Origin of the sequence: Streptomyces sp. ME19-01-6 (assembly GCF_033793745.1) — a bacterium.
Lineage (GTDB): Bacteria > Actinomycetota > Actinomycetes > Streptomycetales > Streptomycetaceae > Streptomyces.
The window spans coordinates 173896-193615 of sequence record NZ_JARAXF010000003.1 but is presented as its reverse complement, the minus strand read 5'-3'; the positions used below and the strand labels follow the sequence as shown (position 1 = coordinate 193615).

Below are 19720 nucleotides of genomic sequence, written 5' to 3'. Positions count from 1 at the left end.
CCACTCGATTCCGCACCGGAGAAGACATGACCAACACCTACGCGCCCATTTCTGAACTGAACTTGCTCAAGGAGTTCTCCGACGGCCCTGGAGATGCCTACTTCTCCGACGGGTTCGAGTTCTACGAGTACAACCGACCCGACGCCGGTCTGGTGGAGTGGCTGAGCCTCGAGAGGCGCGAAGAGGAGACACGAGGCCACCTCAACCGGCTCACCCCGTTCGCCCAGGCCACCGGCTCGGGTTCGTTCTACGCCCTGTGGCACTGCGACGACCGCACCGACCTCGCCACGCTTCCCATCATCCGCTTCGGCGACGAAGGCGATCTCGACATCATCGAGGGCCTGCGAAACCTATTCCGGCTGCTCGCGATCGACGACCAGTGGTTCACCCCTTGGGACGAGGAGCGCGAGGCGGACCCCGACGAGGAGCACTCCCCTGGGCACGAGGCGTACGTGGTCTGGCTGAAGGAGACATTCGGTCTGACCCCTCCCACCGACGCGGAAGCCGACGAGATCCTGGGGTCGGGCCGCAAGAAGTACGGCGCCCGGTTCGTGGACTGGCTGGAGGAGTTCGGGTCCGAGAAGATCGACTTCGACTCGTGGCGCAAGGAGTGGTTGGGCGGCTCCTGAACGTGAATGCGTCGTACCGGGCGGCCGAGGGCTTTGGGGGCGCCGCCGGGGCCCTTGGAAGCCAGAGCCTGCCGACCGCCTGAAGCCAACGCCCGCCGCCAGCGGTTCTCCCGGAATCCGCGTCCTCATTCTCCCGGCATAGCGCAGCCCACAACAGCCCTCACGCCCCGGCGTAACCCGCACCGTTAAAGATCTCTAGCAAGAACTGGCGGGCAGTCAGTCAGGAACACGCCAAGGGCGGTCGGATGGTTTCTGCCCGTCGCCGGTGATGTGACCCGCGCCCGGCCCAAGCGCGCCCTCCGTCGGGCGGGCCTGCAGCGCCGCCCCCTCGGTCCTGGCCGCCCGCCATGGGGAGTTATCTGGCCGCCGGTGTCACTCTGCGTGTTAATTCGTGGCACACAACGGCTGGCGGATGAGGGGCAGAGGTCTGCCAGTGGGATACGGGATGCCTCGTCACAGTGATCGGTTCCGGCGGTGGCCAGGGCCTCGCGGTCGGTGGAACCCGGTGTGTTGTTGCACCTGCCGTAGCGGCATGTGGTGTCGTCGAGGCACCACAGCACGAAAGGCTCCGTCTGCGATGTACCCCTCCGTCACACCGCCCCGCCAGGTCAAGATCGGCGCTGCTGCCGCCTTCGCCGGGACCACCCCACGCGCTATCCGCCACTACCACCAGATCGGTCTGCTGCCGGAACCCGAGCGCGGTGGAGACGGCCGCCGCCGCTACGGCTACGACGACATGATCCGCCTGTTGTGGATCCGCAGAATGGCGGAGGTCGGCATCAGTCTGGACGACATGCGAGCTGCCTTCGACGAATCCGGGGACATCGAGGAGACCCTGGGCCGGCTGGAGGAATCCCTGGCTGCCCAGGAGGCCGACATCAAACGTCAGCGCGCGGCCGTCGGGCGCCTGCGGGCTGTGGGCAGCCCGCAGGGCCTGCTCTCCGAGCTGGTGACGGATCGGCTCAGCCACCTGCCCCCTGGTGCATTGCGCGCCTCCGACATGGAGGCCCTGCTGGTCACGGAACGGATCTTCGGTCCGCTCGGCTCCGCAATACAGGCCAGCGTGTACATCGTGCTGGCCACCCATCCCGACCTACGGGCCGAGGAGGACCGTCTCGACGAGGCCGAGGCCGCCCTCGACGACGGCGTCGACCCCGATGACCCGCGTGTCGAGGAAATCGCCGTACAGCGATACACCCACCACATGGCCCTCTTGCAGGCCATCACGGCAGCCGGGCTGGACACGGCCGATGACGAGCTCTTCGAGACCTACGACGCCGATCTGTCAGAGGAGGAGGACACGCAGATGGGCGCCTCGGAGGCGATCACCAAGATGCCCTACGACTTCTCTCCTGCCCGGATGCGCTGCATGGAGCGCGTGGCACAGCTCGTCGGCCAAGACGCCTGCGCAGACAGTTGATCGCCTGTGCCCGGTACCGACCTGGCCGGCATCCCATCGCGTCCACCTGTACGTGACCGGCCACATCAGGAACCGGTCAATCCGAAACCGAGAGTGACAGCTCAACTGGCCGTACATGGGGATTCCGGACTGGCCGCTGACAGCCTTCCGTGGCGGAGGCGGGGAGGATGCGGACCGGAGAACCCTTCTGACAGGCGCGGTGTACTCCGTGGCATCTCTGTCACTGCCCGAGGATTCGTGGTGGGAGACCATGGCAGCACCGCCGCCCGCCTCGGCCCTGCCGAAGCAACAGCGCGTCGGACGCGGTGATGTGGCAACGATTCAGGGACTCACCGTCGCCTTCTCGCGAACCGACCAGCGGCGCGGCGGTGGCCACGGCAGAAAGGCGCTGGCGCAGTATCTGCACTCGCGGACGTCGCCGGCTTCCTGCGGGGAACGTTTCCCGACGAGCCGGTGCGGCGCGACATGTTCTCCGCCGCTGGGGAACTGGCCTATCTCTCGGGCTGGATGGCGTTCGACAACGCCGAGCACGCCCTCGCGCGGAGGTACTTCATCCTGGCCGTGAAACTGGCCGCGCGTGCCGGCAATCCGCCACTCACTGGCCATATCCTGCGCGCCGTGGCTCATCAGGCCATTGACCTCGGATTCTTCAAACAAGGCCTCGAACTGGCGACCGCCTCCATCGCGGGACAGCACCACGCCTCAGCTACTCCGCGGGAGCGGGCCCTGCTCGGGGTGGTTCATGCCCGCGGGCTGGCCGCCGACGGCAAGAAGCAGGCAGCGGCGAAAGCCCTTCTGCGAGCCGAGGACGATCTTGCCTCCGCCAACGATGACATCGAGGAACCACATCGCACGTTCTTCTTCGCGGAGGCATGGCTGGCACACGAGACCGCGTGCACCTTGCGGGACTCCAGTGATGGCCCGGGAGCCATCCGGCAGTGGTGACGCTCGGGTACCTGGGTGCCACGCAGATCGCTGCTGGCAGCGTGGAAGAGGCGTGCGCCACCCGGAGCGACGTCCTCGAAGTGATGGAGGGGTTGACCGCGTCACGACGAAGGGACGAGGACGAGCGCATGACACGGCCACTGGAGATCAAGCCCATCGGGACCGTAGTGGGCGGACGTGTCGAGCCTACCGACGACCACTGGAGCGGCACGGCGATCATCCGTCTGAATCCGGACTTCCCCGTCAAGGTCGTCCAGGGCCTTGAGGAGTTCTCCCACCTGTTGGTCGTCTGGCACTTTCACGAGGCATCGCCGAATGATGTCGCGCTGCACGCCCGGAGCCCGCGCAACAATCCCGTGTGGCCGCCTACCGGAACCTTCGTCCATCGCAACCACCGGCGTCCGAATCAGCTCGCGCAATCCTTCCCGCGCCTCTTGAAGGTGGATGGCCTCGACCTTCACGTGACGGATCTGGACGCCATCGATGGCAGCCCCGTATTCGACCTATCTCCGTACTTCAAAGAAATGGGACCTAGCGGCGAGGTCAGGGAGCCTGATTGGCCGGGGGAGATGCTGGCGGGCTATTGGGGCGACTGGCAGGGTTAAGAGTGTTTGTAAGCACCTCTTTGGGCTCCACCGCACGGATCAGAAGTGGCTCCATACGTAAGAAGTTGATCTGGCTCCCCTCGGCTGCGTAGCGTCAGACTGGCCGGTCGGTGGGAGCGAGCAATGTCAGACCCGGTGGGCATCCTGTCGACCATGGATGGGATCGAAACTCGGCCGCTGCACGATCGCCACGACCTGGACGCGGTGCTGCGTACCGGCTTTGACTTGATCAGGACTGTTGCTCCGGGGCTCCGGTACCGGCTCGTCGGCACGGCAGCGGCTTGCTTGCAGGGTGTCGACCTGCCGGTGGGCGATGTCGACATCCTCGTCGACCGGCGCCACGACGTCGACGCCGTTGCCGAAGCGCTGGCGGACGTGCCGTGTGTGACCGCTCCGCAATGGCTCGCATCTGCTGGCCAGTACTTCGCCTGCTACAGCCTGGACGGCGTCGGATTCAGCGTCAGCACGGTGGAAGTACCGTGCGACGAGGATGGGTGGGAGTGCCAGGGGCCCGGCCCTTGGGAGCACTACGTCACCGTGGACTGCGGCGGGCACCGCATCGAATGCGTGCGGCTGGAGCTCCGGCTGACCACCGAGTTCCTCCGCGATCGCCCTGATCGGTATCAGCCGCTCCTGGCCCACCTCGGCGCTCACGGCGCCGACCTCGAACTCCTGCAACAGAGCGTGACCGTGCGCGGGGTCCCTGAGACGCTCGCACGCTTGGCCCGAGGACTTCAAGCAGCTGGCGAACCACAAACGGCGCCTTTCGGGGCAGCCTTTAGCGCGACGGAGAGTTCCGTTCCAAAGGCTGGTGACGTTCGTGGGTACGCCGACGAGCGGGTCTGCGACGTGCCCTCTTTGGAGTGAATGCACTGCTCCGTCCGCCCGGCGACGGCAGGGTTTGTGCGTCGATCACGGTCACGTCGGAGGCCGTGTTGCTTGATCAGGGTCGTGTCGGGAGGCCGGGATGGGTTTGTCGCGGACGGAGCTGTTCGCTGCGATCCGGTCAGGAGAAGGAGTTCCACGACGCGATCCGACTGGAGCACGCCACCCTGGGCAGGCAGCGCACGGAGCTCGCTGAGCAGCTGGCCCGTCTGGGAGCCCCCGAAGCAGGCGGCACGCCCCGCCGACAACGCGGCCCTACTGGATGCGATTCCGCGCCTCAACATCGACCTTGCCTGGGTCCCAGAAGAGATCCAGCGGCGGCTCTACAACGCATTCGGGCTGGAGGTCCGCTACAGCCGGCCCGGCGAAGAGCTGACCCTGCGGGTGACGATCCCGGGGCATCTGCTTGGAACAAAGAATCGGGCGCCCGCACCGAAGTGCTGGCACCCGATCATGACACCCAGGATGGACAATCACGGCAAAACCGTCGTATCCATTCCCATTTTCTGGGTGCCCCCGGCGGAGGACCCGGTACATGGGGACGAACCGGGCCATTGGTGGGCGGTGAGCTGGTGATCCAGACGGCCGTCCCGGTGCATCGAGGGGGCAAGGAGACGATTGGCGCTTCGGCCGCTGCGGACGGGGCCGCCCCTCGCGGCCTCTGCCAGTCAGACCTTCGGGGTGTCTGCCCAAGACCGTGAGAATGCCGAGTCGATGTGTCGACCTTTTGGGAATCGCCCGCGTTGCCCAAAGAAGGGAGCCGACACCCAAGTAAGATCCAGTCTACGTAAGATCGAAACTATCTTTAAGGCGCCGCTGCCGGCGGTGGGCACCACCTGGCGAGGCCGTGCGGTCGAGCCGGTCATCCGCGAGTCGCTGCTGCGCCTGCTCCCCGATGGCAGATGGCCCCACGCGGAAGCGGTCGGCGGCTGGTGGAACCGACAGAACAGCCCCGAGATCGACCTGATCGGCGCCGACCGCGAACCGGTCGCGGGCGCGGTGCACTTCATCGGCTCGGTCAAGTGGCTGGAGTCCCATCCGTTCGGCCGACGCGAGTACGACGCCCTGGTCCGGGACATGCTCGCGGTGCCCCGACGCCGCCTGGCAGGCCGCCACCGAGACCGGCGCCCACGACGGACAGTGGCTCACCCTCGCCGACCAGACCCGCGCCACCCGCCCCGCCGACGCGCTCCGCGTCTACTGGCGCCTGGCTGAACCCCTCATGAAGCAGACGGGCAACGCGGTCTACGAGCAACTCGCCAGCCTGCTGCTGAGCATCCGCGACTGCCACTGCCGCCTGGGTACGAAGGACGAGTTCACCACGTACCTCATCGCCCTGCGCGCCGACCAGAAGCGTAAGCGCAACCTGATGCGGCTCCTCGACCAGCACGGCCTGTGAACCCACAACCGGCCCCGAAAGCCGCGCCCGTACGACCGGAGCGGCAGCGACTCTCGCATGCTGCCCTGCCGCAAGGGCTCATGTCATGACTGCCAGGAGGCGACGACATCCGCTGCCCCCCAGAGGAGATCGATTGTCGAGGTGTCCAGCTGTTCGGCAGTACCGGACAGCGAGACGACAGCCATCCCCGTGCTGCCGGGAATGAAGCCGGGCACTAGTGCCGCGCCCTTCTGAAGGGCCGCGAGATCATGCTGGTCGAACGGCGACGCCAGCCATTTGACCGATCCGGTGAAGAAGAGCTGTGCAGCGACAGGCGACCTGTCCGTGCCGATCAGGTCGATTTCGGGGTTGAACTGACGGTTCCACCAGCCGCCCACCGCCTCCACGTCGGGCCACGGCAAGGCGCCGCTCGCCGCGGCGATCTCCAGCGACTCACGGATGAGGGGCTCGACGGCACGTCCCCGCCAGGCGTTCCAACGACGCTGTACCAGCTGGAAAGCGGCTTCCGGACGTCCGCGCAGAGCCAACTGCTGCGCGGTGCGCAGTACGGCGAAGTACAGCCGCAGGTTGCTGTCCGCCACTCGATAGAGGGCCGGCTTACCGGCCTTGGTGGACAGTGGACTGTCGGCGGCGAGCACGCGCTTCTCATCCGTGAGGCGGCGCAGGAGGGGCGAGAGAGCGCCGGACGGCAGGGCTCCGCTCTGGCTGCCCGCCGTGGCGGCGATGTTGGCATGTGTGCGGTCACCGCTTCCGACCGCCTCCAGTACGCGGCGCGCCTGGTCCGGCGCGGGGAACTCGGCCATGAGAGCCGAATCCGGGATGCTGAACAGCGGTGAGGCGGGATCGGCGCATTCGGCCTCGATGAACGTCAGGGCGGGTGTGCCGTGCGGCCAGGCGCGGATGATGCCCGGAAGGCCTCCGGACACGAGGTGCGCGTCGATGGCCTCCGAGGGGGGCAGGCCCAGTGCGCTCCCTGTTTCGGCCGGGTTGAGCGGTCCCAGCACCAGGTTGTCGGCACGGCCGTAGAACGGGCGGTCGTAGGCGGTGAGCCGCTCCATCATGTGCAGGTCGCTGCCCAGCAATATCAACAGCACAGGCCGGCTGGACAGCAGGCGGTCCCACGCGGTTTGCAGCGTCCCGTCGAAGACCGGATCCTGCTCGGCGAGCCAGGGGAGCTCGTCGAGTACCACGATGGACGGGCTCGCGGGCAGTACGGAAGTGAGTACCCGGAACGCGTCGGCCCAGCTCGCGGAGGTATGCACCGGAACCAGCTCGCGGTCTGAGGGCAACGACGACTCGCGAAGCTCATCGAGGAAAGCCGTCACCCCTTCGACGGGTGAGGCACCCTTGATCGCGGAGGAAAAGACATACGGCACCTGCGCCTGGTCGCAGAACTCCTGGACCAGCCGCGATTTGCCGACCTGTCGCCGTCCTCTTATGGCGATAGCGATGCCCGCCCCCGTCTGGGTGACGCGGTCGAGTCGTTTGTGGAGCAGCTTGAGCTCGGTTGAACGGCCGACGAAAGGTGTGGGGGATGGTGCGGGCATGATGACCCCCCTCTAGGTAGAACCAGTTTACGTAACTCCAATTTAGCTGATACCTCCGTGTCCAGTGGGGCTCTCGACACGCCGCGATGAGGCCGGCAGAGGCGGTTGGCCTGTTGCGCTTGCCGGACGGCCACCTCCCAGAGATCGGATGGGGGACTCTGACGCTGCGCGAGACTCGGCCGATCTCCGGCAAGAGGTGGACCGACTCGGGGCAGCGCCACGACAAGCGAGGGCTGAAGTCGGGGGACCCCGGAACAGAGCTTTCCGTGCCTATCCCACCCGTGCTCGTGACGTTGCTCCGAGATCACGTGAAGGAGTTCGGCACGGCCCCGGATGGGCGCCTCATTCCCAACGAGCGCGGCGACCTGCTCGGCACGTCGACCTACTGGCAGGTGTGGCAGGAGGCCTGGTACCTCGCCCGCCGCTACGTCGGCTGGGGCGGGACGGACAACCGAGCGGTGGCCGCGCTCGGTGGCCGGCCGAGGGTGATCACAGCCAGCCAGAAAATGAGTATGCGGCTACGCGGCGTCAACCGAGAATGTGATGATGACCGATCAGCTGGCGATCAGTACCTTGACTTTGCAGCACAGGATTCCAGACGACTGGGCGGCGGATCCCTGGGCCGAGGTGCGGCCCCTGATCGGCGGCGTGGACGTCCTGAAGGAGGTCCACCCGGAAGGGATGGCACTCAGTTGCCGACACTGGAGGGGGCCGGCCGAGAGCTGGCCGCTGGCTGTCACGGAGGAACCCCGCCGGGTCATGATCACCGAGCCGACCTGCACGGCCGGCTGCTGCGGCGCCCTGTACGTCACCATGCGCCGCGAGGGCGATCGGGTGATCTGGGACGGCTGGGAAAACACCAGCGACATCACTGCCGTGCCCCCGGACTTCCGCTTCGATGCCTCCCAGTACGAGGCTGAACTCGCGCGGGCCGCGGCGGACCGCAGTTGGGAAGAGCCGGTGGACACCATTGCCCGGCTGCTCGAGCAGACCCTCGCGGACAGCGGCTGGTTCGAGCAGTGGGGTTGCGTCCTCACGAGTGTCTCGCCACGACGTGAGGAGCCCGGCATCCCCGAGGAGCTCACAAGCCCCGAGGGCGTTGATGTCGAATTCCACCAGGCCCGGGGACCGGGCGAGCGTACAGATTTCTACGGGTATGAGTTGTTCGTTACCCGCGACCAGTCCGTGGAAGAGCAGGTACGGCGACTCGCGACCCACATTCTGGCGCACGATCCCCGGAAGACTGCTGAGATTCAAGGACGCTGAGGCCACGGGCAGAAACACGCGCTATGAGAGGTCTATCCCGGCAGTTTCACCGGCGTGGCTGAATGTCCGGCTTAGTCGGCGATCCGACCGACGCAAGTGTGGCGGGGCCGGACCAGCCCGCCCTCCCATCCCCAGCAGATGGCGTGAGAGTCGGGGCAGAGATAGAGAGCCGCCCCTGTGGAATCAACTGCGGACCGTACGGGCCCACCTGTCGGGCAGAGCGCCGGGCGTATCACGTTTTCGGCCAAGATGGCGGAGGAACCCCGGAAGCGCACAGGCAGCTCTGCTCGCGTGACGCATTCTCGTTAGGTTGTCAGCCTTGGGGACGCCGGGCGGAAGGTCCCGGCGCAGGGGGAGGCGGAGGATCGGTGGAAGCGCGGGAGACAACCTTCGAGCGGCTGATACAGGGGGACAACCAGTTTCAGGTTCCGCTGTATCAGCGCACCTACAGTTGGGATGTCGACGACCATCAACGGCTGTGGGACGACCTGGTGGAGCAGGCGACGGTCGGCTCGGACGCATCACAGGCGCCCAGCGGCCATTTCCTCGGCTCGCTGGTGCTCGATCCCCGCCCGCCCATGCCCGACACCGTGCAACGCTGGGTCGTCATCGATGGTCAGCAGCGGTTGACAACGCTGATGCTGCTTGCCTGCGCCCTTCGTGATCACGTGCGGAGGTTCGACAAGGTCAAGGCCGATCTCATTCACCGTCGGTACCTGATCAACGAAGAGGACTACGGTGGCCTCGACGCCTACCGTCTGCTCCCGACACAGGCCGACCGGCCTTCGTACCTCGCGTGTGTGGACAACGATCCCCAGGCGGGTGGGGACGACAGTATCGGCGTCGCCTACCGGTTCTTCCTGGCGGCGCTCGCCGAGTATGACCCTGCCGGTGAGTGGGACACCGTTCGTCACATCGACCAGGCGTTGCGGCACCGGCTTACGCTGGTGACGATCACCGCCGGGCCACAGGACAACGCCTTTCGAATCTTCGAGTCCCTGAACAACACGGGCAAGCCGCTGAGCCAGGCCGACCTCCTGCGCAACTACGTGTTCATGCAGCTCCCGCGTCTGGGCGAGCACGTGTACGACAAGATATGGCTTCCCCTGCAGACGGAACTCGGGCCGGAGCGACTGACTACTCTGGCGTGGCTGGACCTCGTTCTGCAGGGACAGTCGCGGGTCACCATCAGCGAGGTCTACCAGGGGCAACAACGGCGGATGGGCCAAATTGTCGCTGCTTCCGATGAGGAAGGGCTGCGGGACGATCTGGCCCGTCTCCGTCGCCTTGGCCACCTGCTCATGCGGGTCTTCGAGCCCGAGCGCGAGCCCGACGCCGAGTTGCGCGCGGTGCTGCAGCGTCTTGTCCAGTGGGGCGGGGAAGCCCATTATCCTCCGGCACTCCATGTTCTGGACCGAGTGGATCGTGGGACGGTCGAGCCCAGGGAGGCCGTCGAAGCGCTCAGCTTTGTGGAGAGCTTCCTCGTCCGGCGCATGATCTGTCGGGAACCGTCGCACAGCGTTCGGCAGATTCTGGCCACGTTGCCTTCGGGTATTGAGCGGGACCGTCCGCTGCCGGAGGCGGTACGCCGCTACCTGTCCGGCCTGCGGCGGGGGTGGCCACGGGACGAGGACCTGCGTGAGGCGATCCGTACCCAGCCCTTCTACTGGCAGGGCAGCAGCCGCCACCGCGCCTACGTGCTCAGGCGGTTCGAGGAGGACTGCATGGCTCCGGAGCCGGTCGATTTCTCGCGGGCCTGGGCGACCATCGAGCACGTACTTCCGCAGCGGCCCGGACAGGAATGGCTTGCCATGCTGGCCGAGGACGCCGAGGAGGGGGAGCGGGCAGAGGAACTGCACGAGACGCTGGTTCACACTCTGGGCAATCTGACCCTCACTGGTGAGAACACGCGCCTGTCCAACCACCCCTACGAGCGCAAGCAGCAGATCTTCGACCAGAGCGCCCTGCGGATGAACCGGGAGATCGCCGCCACCGAACGCTGGGGGAGGAGAGAGATTCTCAGCCGCGCCGACCGGCTCGCCGATCGCGCGGTGCGCATGTGGCCCGGGCCCCTCGCGGGTGACGGCGGCCAGTCCGGTGAGCGCTCGGAGTGGCTGAGGCTGCGGAAGGTGCTGGCGGCCCTGCCCTCCGGCAAGTGGACCACATACAAGGACCTCGCCGCGGTGACCGGAGCCGGCTCTCCCCAGACCGTCGGAAACTATCTGGCCACCCGCACCGATATCCCCAACGCCCATCGGGTGCTTCGGGCCAACGGCACGTCTTCGCCCGACTTCGCCTGGCTCGACGGCCGTAAGGAGACCCAGCGGGAGGCGCTCGAGCGTGAGGGTGTCCGCTTCAACGGCGCGGTGGCCGACCCCGAACGGAAGCTGACCACGGAAGAGCTGGCCGATCTGGCCGGTCTCGACAGGCCCCGTGAGGCGGAAGCGGAGGCCGCGGCAGCATCCGAGGCCGAGGGCATTATCGCCGACCGTGCGGCGGAGAACTTCGGCAAGCTACTCAGGACTCACCACCCCGACCTCGCCGACGGGCTGCTGACCCTGCTGCGCAAGTGGGAGGCGGATGGCGGGTGGCTCGGATACGGCCTCGCCGAGGAGACGAGTTGCGCGCCGATGCTCCGCGCAGGAAACGGCTCGCAGGGTTCGATATGGCCCGTGAGCATCTATCCGCGATCGGGAGTCGTCGAAGTGGTCTTCGCACACTTGGCGAGGCGGGAGCCTTTCACCAGGCCAGTGCTACTCGCGGAACTCCGTGACCGGATCCGGGCGATTCCTGGGGTGACGCTGACCGTCCCCGATGCGGAATTGCCCCGGCGACGGCCGAGCTTTCCACTGGGCGTCCTGCGCGGCGGTGGGCTGGTCCGGTTTGCCGAGACGCTGGAATGGTTCCGTCAGCAGAGCCTGTGACGCACGGCGAGCACTCGGGACGTCGGCGGCCGGATCGCCGCCTTGAGAACGTCAGCGTTCCCCTGCGTCTGCCGGCGAGAAACTCACGGGGCGGTTCGTCAGTTTACGTCTGTTCCGTGGCTTTATTCGCGAGTCGTGAAGCTGGGTCTCTTGCCGGGGCAGCACCCAGAGCCCGAGCCGAAGGGCACGCCTGGACCGGCTGGCTTCTGCCACTACCCGCCTCGACGGCCAGCTGTTGACAGCCAGGTGAAACACCTCCATGGGCGGCCAGTTAAGGGGAGTTACTGGCCGCGGGTAGTCCTCGCGTCAATGCGCTCCGGCGCTTGGAATGGTCCGTGCCGCACGCAGATGACGTCTCAACGGAGCTGGTTCCAACGTGCCCAGCCGTGCCGCTGGTTACCGCCGGGCCCCTGCCGTCATTCTCCGGTCGCACCGCTCCGTCAGCCGTCAGACGGAGCGAGTTCAGCCCCCAGAGCGATCCTCGGAGCCCCTTTGACTGGGATCGTCATTACGGAACGGGTCGAACAGCAGTCCACCGAAACCGAGGAGCGCACATGCGGCCACTCCTGCACGCCGAAGAACCCACTACCGCACGCCTCGGACGATTCCACGCCAAGTGGCGGACCGCCCACGAGCCCGTTGCCGGAGTGTCGCGGCGGATGCAACTCGTTGCCTACGCCGTTCCGTTAACTGTCCTTCCTTCCAGCATCTGGCGACTCCCGGCCGCGTTCGACGGCGGTCTCGTATTAGGCGAACGGGCGTACGTCGTCTTCCTGTCGATCCTGTCCGAAGTCTTCGCGTTCACTGCGATCGGCCTGATCGCCCGCTGGGGCGAGGTGTTCCCGCGCTGGATCCCGGTCCTGCGCGGCCGCCGGGTTCCGAGGAAGGCGGCGGTCCTCCCGGCTGCTATCGGGGCCATGATCCTCACCCTCCTGTTCACTCTCCTGTTCATCGTCTCCGAGATCAGGGGCACCACGATCCGAGGCGGCGACCTGTCGGCCGACTACCCAAGCCAAGCCAGCGGCTGGGAAGCTGCCTGGTTCTATTTTTGCTACGCGCCGCTGACCCTGTGGGGGCCGCTGCTGGCCGTGCTGACCGTCGCGTACTGGAAGCGCCGTTCCGCGACCGGGAAGGTGCCTGCGGCGGCGTGAGACTGCCGTCATCTCGACACTCGCCCCGGTGATCAGACTCACAGGTGAGCACTGTCGAGAACTCCCGTGGGAACGGCCGTCGGCATGGTTTCCGAGGAGGTGAACGGAGCCAGTTTCCGGGTGAGGCTGAGGCAGGGCTGCTGATCGCGGTGCTCGGTCGGTTACTGCTTCCTGGCGAAGCTGCCGGCGTCGCCCTCGGTGAGGATGTTGAGCTTGACCAGGCGTTTCAGCTTGGCGCGGGTGCCTTCGATGTTCTTCGGCAGCAGTTCGTGGTCGAGGGCTTCGCAGACATCCCGGGCCCGCGGCGGGCCGGTGGCCTCGTTGAAGATGGCGAGGATGCGCGGGTAGTCCGGGTGTTCGGGCCGGTCCGGCGAGGCGGCCCGGGTAGGGATCAGGTCGGCGAGGGCGGTGACGGTCTTCCGGGCGATCGCGAGGTGCTCGAGGTCAAGGCTCTTACCTTTGCGTACAGCCCTGGCTGCACGGTGCATCCAGCAGCGACGACTATGCCGGAGCGGATGGGTCGGGGAGGTCTGCGCGGCGCGTCACTGTTCCTGGCTTCCGATCTCGTCGAACCCTTCGAGGAGGATCTCGGCGTGGTCGCGCAGCAAGGGATCTTCATCGCTCTCCCGGATCGCGGTGAGCGCGGGGCGGTATTCGGCGTACGGCGAGAAGGTGACCGCCCAGACCGCGGTCTCCCGTACCCGCCGATCAGAGTGGTGCAATGCGGCGTTGATCCTTGCGAAGAACGTCTCATCGAACTCGTGGGGAGCGCCGAGTCCGGCGCGGAGCACGGCCCGAGCCAGTGAGACTGGCGTGGAGGCGCCGTCCACTTCCGCGAGCAGTTCCGCCAACGGCCAGGTGTTCAAGCGTGGTTCGACCAGCTCCTGGGCTCCGTGGACCGCTTCTGCATTCTTACCGATCACTGTCACGTAGCTGTCCCTGGCAAGGTCGTCCTCTGTGTAGTGGAGCCCGAGCGCGGCTCCGGGCGGCGCCCAGAAGACGTGATAGGCGATGCCTTCCTCGGGGTCTGCCTGGTCCGTTTCGCACCTCGGCCAGCCCAGCTCCTGCGCGAAGCGCTCGACTTCCTCTTCGCAGAACCGCTTGCGCAGAACCATGCGCCGCGTCCGGGCCCACTTGGTGCTCATGAGGAGGTCGCCTTCTTCTTCCGGTCGGTCCGCAGCGCCGCGGCGGACCCATGCTGTGGATCACAAACCGTATATCTGATATGTGCGCCGGCGAACTGTCGTGCAGGCGAGAAGGGCTCGGTTGTCCCGTCCTCGACGTATTACCGGGCGTGGCAGGAGGCGCGGGTGCTGGCACTTCCGCCGGCCGTTGCGTCCTCGCGGCTTGCGCGTAGGCCATACGGCCTTCGGCACTCGGCGCTGTCGACATGGCTCAATGCGGGAGTCGGCCTCACGGAGGTTGCCGAGCGTGCCGGCAACAGGGTTGAGGTCCTGCTGACCCGGTACGCGAAGTGCCTTGATGGACGGCCGGACGTCCCCAGCCGCCGCACCGAGGACCTGTCCGGCGGGTACGAGTGACCCCGCCTGCCGTGTCCGAGGCCCCGGGCATCCACCAGGGGCCTCGGCGTTTTCCAGGTGCGTTGCTCAGAACGCTGGTTCCTCGGTGTCCTCGGTGTCCTCGGTGAGGAGTTGCTGTGCGCGGGTGCCGAAGGGGTTGTCGATGACATACCGCCAACGGCCGTCCGGACCCTGCCGGGCGACATCGGTGGCAGTGCCCTCGACGTGCACAGCCTGCCCTTCCCGGTCGGGCCCGTCGATGACCCAGTCCACGATCAGCAGCGCCAGGTCTCCGTTGCGGTACACGTGCCGCGGACGGACCGAGATGGGAACTCCGAGCTTCTGCAGGCGGCCGTTGGCGGCGTGCAGGTCCGGACCGGTCGCCGGTGTTCCCGGCTCCGGGACCAGCACCGCAGCGTCCTCGTAGACCTGCGCCAGCGCGGTGGCGTCGCCGCTGTTGAACCGCTCGGCGAACACCGCGGGCACCTCTTCGGGCCGATCGGCCAGTTCTCGCATGATCGACAGACGTCCTTCCAGGCCGGGAGAATCGAAGTGCCCGACACGTTAGGAGACGATCTCGTGACTCACCGAACGGTTGGCCACCCGGCAGGGCTCCCCGACGACCCGCGCGCGACTGTCACTGAGCCCACCCCTGAGTGCCCCGTGGAGATCACGCTGTCCGCCCTGCACGGCCGCTGGACGACGCTGGTGGTTCGAGAGCTGCTGCGCGGCGACCGCTCCTACAGCGAGCTGCGCATGGCCCTGCCCATGTTGTCGGACAAGGTGCTGTCCGACCGGTTGGCACAGCTCGGTGAGGCCGGCGTCGTCGAGCGCGACCGCCGACCGGGCTGGCCGCCACGAGTGCGCTACGCCCTCACCCCGAGTGGACACCGCCTCGGCCCTGTCCTCCAGGCACTGTGGGACTGGGGGGCGGAAGCCTGAGAGCGTTCCGCTGTTCACGGGGTCTCTAGGTACCTCATAAGGGGCGCCCCGGCGAAGGGCCAGACCGAGCCATTGGTGGGCGGGGACGAGGCGCCCCCGCGCGGCCCCTGTCGCGCCCCGGCGTCCTGCTGCGGCAGAGCCGCCGGGTGGTGCAAGAACCAGGCTGCTTTCGCCACCCACTTGGTTCGCTGGGGCCTCCTCATGGCCAGGCGTGGCACCGGGACCGGCGATCTGCCGTCGACAGGGCCGCCGCTGCCGGTGGCGACCATCCGCGTGACGGCCGTGGGGAGACCTCTCACCTTTGGGTGCAGCCCTGGATACACTGCGTAGCAAACAGCCGCGCTCCACCACCTCGTCCGGAGGCAGACATGGCCCGTGCCTGGGAGGCAGATCCGTCCGCGTTATTCGAGCGTCGGCTGGGGAAGTCGGCCGCAGAGCTCGGGAACTCCGATGGCAATGACGAGTGCCCGGACATCTGGCAGCTCGACAACGGTGACGTGGCCGTGATCGGCAGGGATCTGACAGCCGCCTACCGCACTCACCTGCCACAGGGCGTGAACCTCGCTCCGGACGAGCGGCTGGTGGTCATCCCAGGGAACATGCTCAGCGCGGCAAAGAAGGACATCCCCGATGCTTGATCTCCTTGCCCCTGTCCTCATCTCCGAGCACGGTGAACGGCTCGCCCGGACCGCCTACAAGCAGGACTTCCGGGAACGGGAGGAGGCGATCCGTGACGGGAGTTCCTGGAAGCTGGAGCGTCGGCAGCACTTCGAGGAGCAGGGCAGTCCCAGCCGGGACGCCCTGCGTCGGGGCGACTGGGAGGAGGCGCTGCGGCTCCTCGCCGACCGGCGCGACACCCTGGCCGCGGCCGCTCAGGAGGAGGCGCGCAGGAGTTATGCCTTTCATCGCGTGCGGGTGGTCGAGAAGCCGCTGACACCGTATGTGCAGTGGGAACTCCACTCCCAGCGGCAACGTGCGCGGTACGGGCAGAGGATCAGGGTCGTCCCCGCCGAACAGGTGGCCGCTTCGGAGAGCGCCCACTCGCTCCCGGAAGTGGTCGTGCTCGGCGGTCGCACCCTCTTCCAGGTCCTGTACACCGAGACAGGGGTCGCGAACGGCGCGATCCGCTACACCGACCGTGACCTTGTGACGCGCTGGGAGAACTACATCAAGGCGCTCTACACGGTGGGTGAGGACGTGGTCTCCTACTTCGACCGTGAGGTGGCGCACCTTGCCCCGCCGACGCTGAGCGCAGGAAGGGAGTAAGCCGATCACAGCGCCAGACGGAGGGGACGAGCACTCCGGCAGCACCCATTCCGAGCTGTCGGGATCCTCACGTGACGTCGTCCAGGCGAGGAATGTCCACGGAGGCATCCACTTCCACACGCGGGGGAAGCCGGACCGGGGAAGTTCCGCGAGCCCCACCCCGCGCCAGTTACCGGCTGACGTACGCGGATTCGTCAACCGCACCGATGAGCTCAGTGAACTGAACGCCGTTCTCACCAGCGAGGACGGCGGTCCACTCGTCGTATCCGTATAAGTGATAGCCGGCACCGCCGGCGCCGGAAAGACATCGCTGGCACTGCGCTGGGCACACCAGGTCCGGGAGCGTTTCCCGGATGGCCAGCTGTACGCCAATCTGCGCGGCTACGACCCCGGAGAGCCGGTCGCGGCGCGTGAGGCCCTGCACCGCTTTCTGACCTCTCTCGGCGTCCCGGCGGATGCCGTACCGCAGGACCTCGACGCTGCTGCCGCGTTGTACCGCTCGTTGCTGGCCGACCGCCGGGTATTGGTCGTCCTGGACAACGCGGCCAGCGTGGGCCAGGTCAGGCCGTTGCTGCCCGGAAGCGCGCACAGCCTGGTGCTGGTCACCAGCCGCAGCCGCCTGTCCGGCCTCGCTGTCCGTGACGGGGCCCGCCGACTTACACTCGGCGTGCTGCCGGAGCCGGAAGCGGTCGCCCTGCTCCGGGCTGTCACCACCGGATACCGGCCGGTGGACGACGAGATGCAACTCGCCGAACTGGCCCGCCTGTGCGCACGACTTCCGCTGGCGCTGCGTATAGCCGCAGAACGCGCCGCCAGCCATCCCCACCTGCGACTGGCTGACCTGATCGCAGACCTGCGCGACGAATCGGCCCTCTGGGACGCCCTGAGCACGGGCGACGACGAGGAGGCCGAAGCCGTCCGCACCGTCTTCGCGTGGTCCTACCGCGCCCTGTCCGAGCAAGGCGCCCGTCTGTTCCGCCTGCTCGGCCTGCACCCCGGACCCGAGTTCGGGCTGTACGCCGCTGCGGCCCTGGCCGGATCGACCAGCAGCAGTCGGACCCGGCAGCTGCTGGACTCCCTGGTCGGTGCCCATCTGCTGGAACAGACCGCCCCGGATCGCTACCAGTTCCATGATCTGCTGCGCGCCTACGCCATCGACCAGGCCCAGCACGAGGAGCCGCCTGCCGAGCGGGAGGCAGCCCTGGGCCGGGTGCTGGAGTGGTATCTGCACACCGCCGATGCCGCGCAGAGCTGGATCAACCCCGCCGAGGACCGCCTGACCCTCCTGCCTGCCCCGGGCGATGTCAGCCCACTGACGTTCCCCGACTACGACGCCGCCGTGGACTGGGCCGAGCGGGAGCACGCCAATCTCCTCCAGGCCGTACGCACGGCAGCCGACGCCAGGCAGGACCGACTGGCCTGGCAGTTGTCGGCAGTCCTGTGGAACGCGCAGTTTCCTTCCGCTTCGGGCGCGAGCTGGCCGGCTGTGGGCCGCATCGGGCTGGAGGCAGCGGAACGGCTGGGTGATCGCGTCGCGCAAGGCGTACTCCTCACCTGGCTCGGGATGGCCTATACCCGTACCAACCGCCTGACCGAAAGTCTCGAATGCCACGAAAACGCGCTGACGATCCGGCGCGGCCTTGGTGACCGCCTGGGCGAGGCCCGCTCGCTCAACCTGAGCGGGCTCAACCATCTCCGCGGCAGACGACTCGACACCGCTGCCCTCCACTTCGAGCAGGCCATCTCCATCTTCCAGGAGCAGGACGCCGCCCACTGGACCGCCACTGCGCTGTCCAACCTCGCGACCACCCACTACCGCGCCGGGCGGCTTTCGGAGACGGAGACCGCCATCGACCAAGCCCTGGCAGCGCACCGCGCTCTGGGCGACCAGCGCGGCGAGGGCAACATCCTGCGCGTGCTGAGCGACGTCCGCCGCGAGCAGGGCAATGCCGAGGAAGCCCTGGTCCTGGCCCAGGCAGCCCTCGACATCGCCCTTGGCCTCCGCAACCTGCGTCTGGAGGGCTTCTGGCTGCTGACGCTCGGCGCTGCCCAGCAGGCCAAGGGCCAGTTCGCCGAGGCCCTGACCTCCTATCAGCGATCCGCCACACTGCACCGACGCCTCGCGGACCGCAGCCGCGAGGCACTGGCCTGGCAGGGCGTGGGCGAGGTGTATCGCCGGCTTGGGCGTCATGCGGAGGCGGCCGACTTCTACCGTCGGGCTGTCTCGGCGCACCGCGATTTGGCGATACGTGGCACCAGGCCCTGGCCCTCGCCGGTCTGGGCTCGGCCGTACTCGGCGAAAGCTCAGAGGAAGCTTGTCGGCACTGGACACAGGCGCTGAGGCTCCTCGCCGACTTCGGCGATTCTCGCGCAGCGGCGGTGTGTGAGGACATCGAACGTCAGTTGACAGAAACAAGCTGAAGCAGCGGTCGGCTTCCGTTCGCTCGGGGCTGCCCAAAGGGGGTCCGGCTCGTGCCTGGGGCGTCTTGGGGTATGCCCTGAGCGGTCTCCGTCATGACGGCGAAGCGGTGAATGGTGCCGTGCTGGCCGTATCGGAGTTGGTGGCGAACGCCGCCGAGTACGTGGTGGGGCTGTATGAGCTGGGGCTGCGTCGCATGGCATCGGACGTCATCTGCGAAGTGATGGATCAAGATCCGAGGATTCCCGAGATCCCATGCCTTCGGTGAGGGCGCTCAGGGCGGCGGCGTGAAGTCTCTCGACGTGAAGGTCTGGGGCGTCGGGAGGAGGAACATCAAGGAGCCGTTTTATGACGTCAGATGGATCGTGACCGGGAAGGTTTTCTCCGAGCAGTTCCGCATCAAGGGGCTCGCGGACCATTACCGCTCCTAGCTCCTCCTCGCGACCCGGGATGACGAAGAGTTCGACACGGTGACAGGGCTGCCCGACTCCGTGATCGAGAAGGTGCCGTCGAGGACGTGGTGGTACGCCTTCGCCTTGAAGCACTTCGCCATGAAGTGGCCGTACCCTGCACCGAACACGCGCAATGGCATCAACGAGGCGTTGATCGCTGTGATCCTTGTGCTCCCCGGCCACCTTCTCAAGTCCTCTCCACGAACAATTCACAGATTCTGTGCGGCCCCCTACGGTTGCACCCTAGGGCCACTACAGTTACCTGTGTGCGGCTCGTCACATAGTGCTGCGCATAAGGGCAGCTGGGGGCGGGGGTGCTCTCGTGCCCAGGTTGCATCGTTTGGGGGGAT

General features: G+C 67.1%; 17 protein-coding genes and 3 pseudogenes. 16 read left to right on the top strand and 4 right to left on the bottom strand.

Annotation, left to right across the window (positions count from 1 at the left end):
• The first annotated feature begins 26 nt into the window (after positions 1 to 26).
• The 7 genes and pseudogenes from PV419_RS07370 to PV419_RS07340 form a co-directional block, all read left to right on the top strand.
• Positions 27 to 629, top strand: coding sequence for a hypothetical protein (locus tag PV419_RS07370; RefSeq protein WP_319686923.1), 603 nt, complete (start codon positions 27 to 29; stop codon positions 627 to 629).
• A gap of 577 nt (positions 630 to 1206) precedes the next feature.
• Positions 1207 to 2049 (top strand): MerR family transcriptional regulator, encoded by an 843-nt coding sequence (locus PV419_RS07365; RefSeq protein WP_319686922.1) that lies wholly within the window; start codon positions 1207 to 1209, stop codon positions 2047 to 2049.
• Positions 2050 to 2514: 465 nt separating this feature from the next.
• Entirely contained in the window at positions 2515 to 2994 is a 480-nt protein-coding gene (locus PV419_RS07360; protein ID WP_319686921.1) for a hypothetical protein, read from the top strand.
• Positions 2995 to 3122: 128 nt separating this feature from the next.
• Positions 3123 to 3599, top strand: a complete 477-nt coding sequence (locus PV419_RS07355) for an SAM-dependent methyltransferase (protein ID WP_319687546.1) — start codon at positions 3123 to 3125, stop codon at positions 3597 to 3599.
• A 123-nt stretch (positions 3600 to 3722) separates the two neighbouring features.
• Positions 3723 to 4466, top strand: coding sequence for a hypothetical protein (locus tag PV419_RS07350; RefSeq protein ID WP_319686920.1), 744 nt, complete (start codon positions 3723 to 3725; stop codon positions 4464 to 4466).
• 808 nt (positions 4467 to 5274) lie between these two features.
• Positions 5275 to 5576 (top strand): annotated as a pseudogene (locus tag PV419_RS07345) (DUF234 domain-containing protein); the annotation flags it as partial.
• Position 5577: 1 nt separating this feature from the next.
• Positions 5578 to 5883: pseudogene (locus PV419_RS07340) on the top strand (hypothetical protein); the annotation flags it as partial.
• Between the two features lie 83 nt (positions 5884 to 5966).
• Here the strand turns inward: PV419_RS07340 and PV419_RS07335 are convergent.
• Positions 5967 to 7430 (bottom strand): ATP-binding protein, encoded by a 1464-nt coding sequence (locus tag PV419_RS07335; RefSeq protein WP_319686919.1) that lies wholly within the window; start codon positions 7428 to 7430, stop codon positions 5967 to 5969.
• Positions 7431 to 7976: 546 nt separating this feature from the next.
• Between PV419_RS07335 and PV419_RS07330 the strand changes: the two genes are divergently transcribed.
• From PV419_RS07330 to PV419_RS07320, 3 genes are all read left to right on the top strand, one after another.
• Entirely contained in the window at positions 7977 to 8696 is a 720-nt protein-coding gene (locus PV419_RS07330) for a hypothetical protein (RefSeq protein ID WP_319686918.1), read from the top strand.
• Between the two features lie 368 nt (positions 8697 to 9064).
• Entirely contained in the window at positions 9065 to 11620 is a 2556-nt protein-coding gene (locus PV419_RS07325; RefSeq protein WP_319686917.1) for a GmrSD restriction endonuclease domain-containing protein, read from the top strand.
• A 554-nt stretch (positions 11621 to 12174) separates the two neighbouring features.
• A complete protein-coding gene (locus PV419_RS07320; RefSeq protein ID WP_319686916.1) occupies positions 12175 to 12771 on the top strand; it encodes a hypothetical protein in 597 nt (198 codons plus the stop codon).
• 161 nt (positions 12772 to 12932) lie between these two features.
• Here PV419_RS07320 and PV419_RS07315 read toward each other — a convergent pair whose 3' ends face one another.
• Positions 12933 to 13259, bottom strand: coding sequence for a hypothetical protein (locus tag PV419_RS07315; protein WP_319686915.1), 327 nt, complete (start codon positions 13257 to 13259; stop codon positions 12933 to 12935).
• A 54-nt stretch (positions 13260 to 13313) separates the two neighbouring features.
• Complete coding sequence (locus tag PV419_RS07310) at positions 13314 to 13886, bottom strand: HEAT repeat domain-containing protein (RefSeq protein WP_319687582.1); 573 nt, start codon at positions 13884 to 13886, stop codon at positions 13314 to 13316.
• 138 nt (positions 13887 to 14024) lie between these two features.
• On the opposite strand from PV419_RS07310, the pseudogene PV419_RS07305 reads away from it, so the two are divergent.
• A pseudogene (locus tag PV419_RS07305) lies at positions 14025 to 14312 on the top strand (site-specific integrase); the annotation flags it as partial.
• Positions 14313 to 14378: 66 nt separating this feature from the next.
• Here the strand turns inward: PV419_RS07305 and PV419_RS07300 are convergent.
• Complete coding sequence (locus PV419_RS07300; protein WP_319686914.1) at positions 14379 to 14807, bottom strand: YybH family protein; 429 nt, start codon at positions 14805 to 14807, stop codon at positions 14379 to 14381.
• Between the two features lie 147 nt (positions 14808 to 14954).
• Here PV419_RS07300 and PV419_RS07295 point away from each other — a divergent pair, with 147 nt between their 5' ends.
• The 5 genes from PV419_RS07295 to PV419_RS07275 all read left to right on the top strand — a co-directional run bounded on the left by PV419_RS07295 (position 14955) and on the right by PV419_RS07275 (position 19349).
• Positions 14955 to 15233, top strand: coding sequence for a helix-turn-helix domain-containing protein (locus tag PV419_RS07295; protein ID WP_319686913.1), 279 nt, complete (start codon positions 14955 to 14957; stop codon positions 15231 to 15233).
• Between the two features lie 368 nt (positions 15234 to 15601).
• On the top strand, positions 15602 to 15871 hold the full coding sequence (locus PV419_RS07290) for a hypothetical protein (protein WP_319686912.1): 270 nt from the start codon (positions 15602 to 15604) through the stop codon (positions 15869 to 15871).
• Complete coding sequence (locus PV419_RS07285; RefSeq protein ID WP_319686911.1) at positions 15864 to 16499, top strand: DUF6879 family protein; 636 nt, start codon at positions 15864 to 15866, stop codon at positions 16497 to 16499. The genes PV419_RS07290 and PV419_RS07285 overlap by 8 nt, the downstream gene beginning before the upstream one ends.
• Before the next feature lie 274 nt (positions 16500 to 16773).
• On the top strand, positions 16774 to 18840 hold the full coding sequence (locus tag PV419_RS07280) for a tetratricopeptide repeat protein (protein WP_319686910.1): 2067 nt from the start codon (positions 16774 to 16776) through the stop codon (positions 18838 to 18840).
• A gap of 365 nt (positions 18841 to 19205) precedes the next feature.
• Positions 19206 to 19349: a hypothetical protein gene (locus PV419_RS07275; protein ID WP_319686909.1), complete on the top strand. Its 144-nt coding sequence runs from the start codon at positions 19206 to 19208 to the stop codon at positions 19347 to 19349.
• The last annotated feature ends 371 nt before the right edge of the window (positions 19350 to 19720 follow it).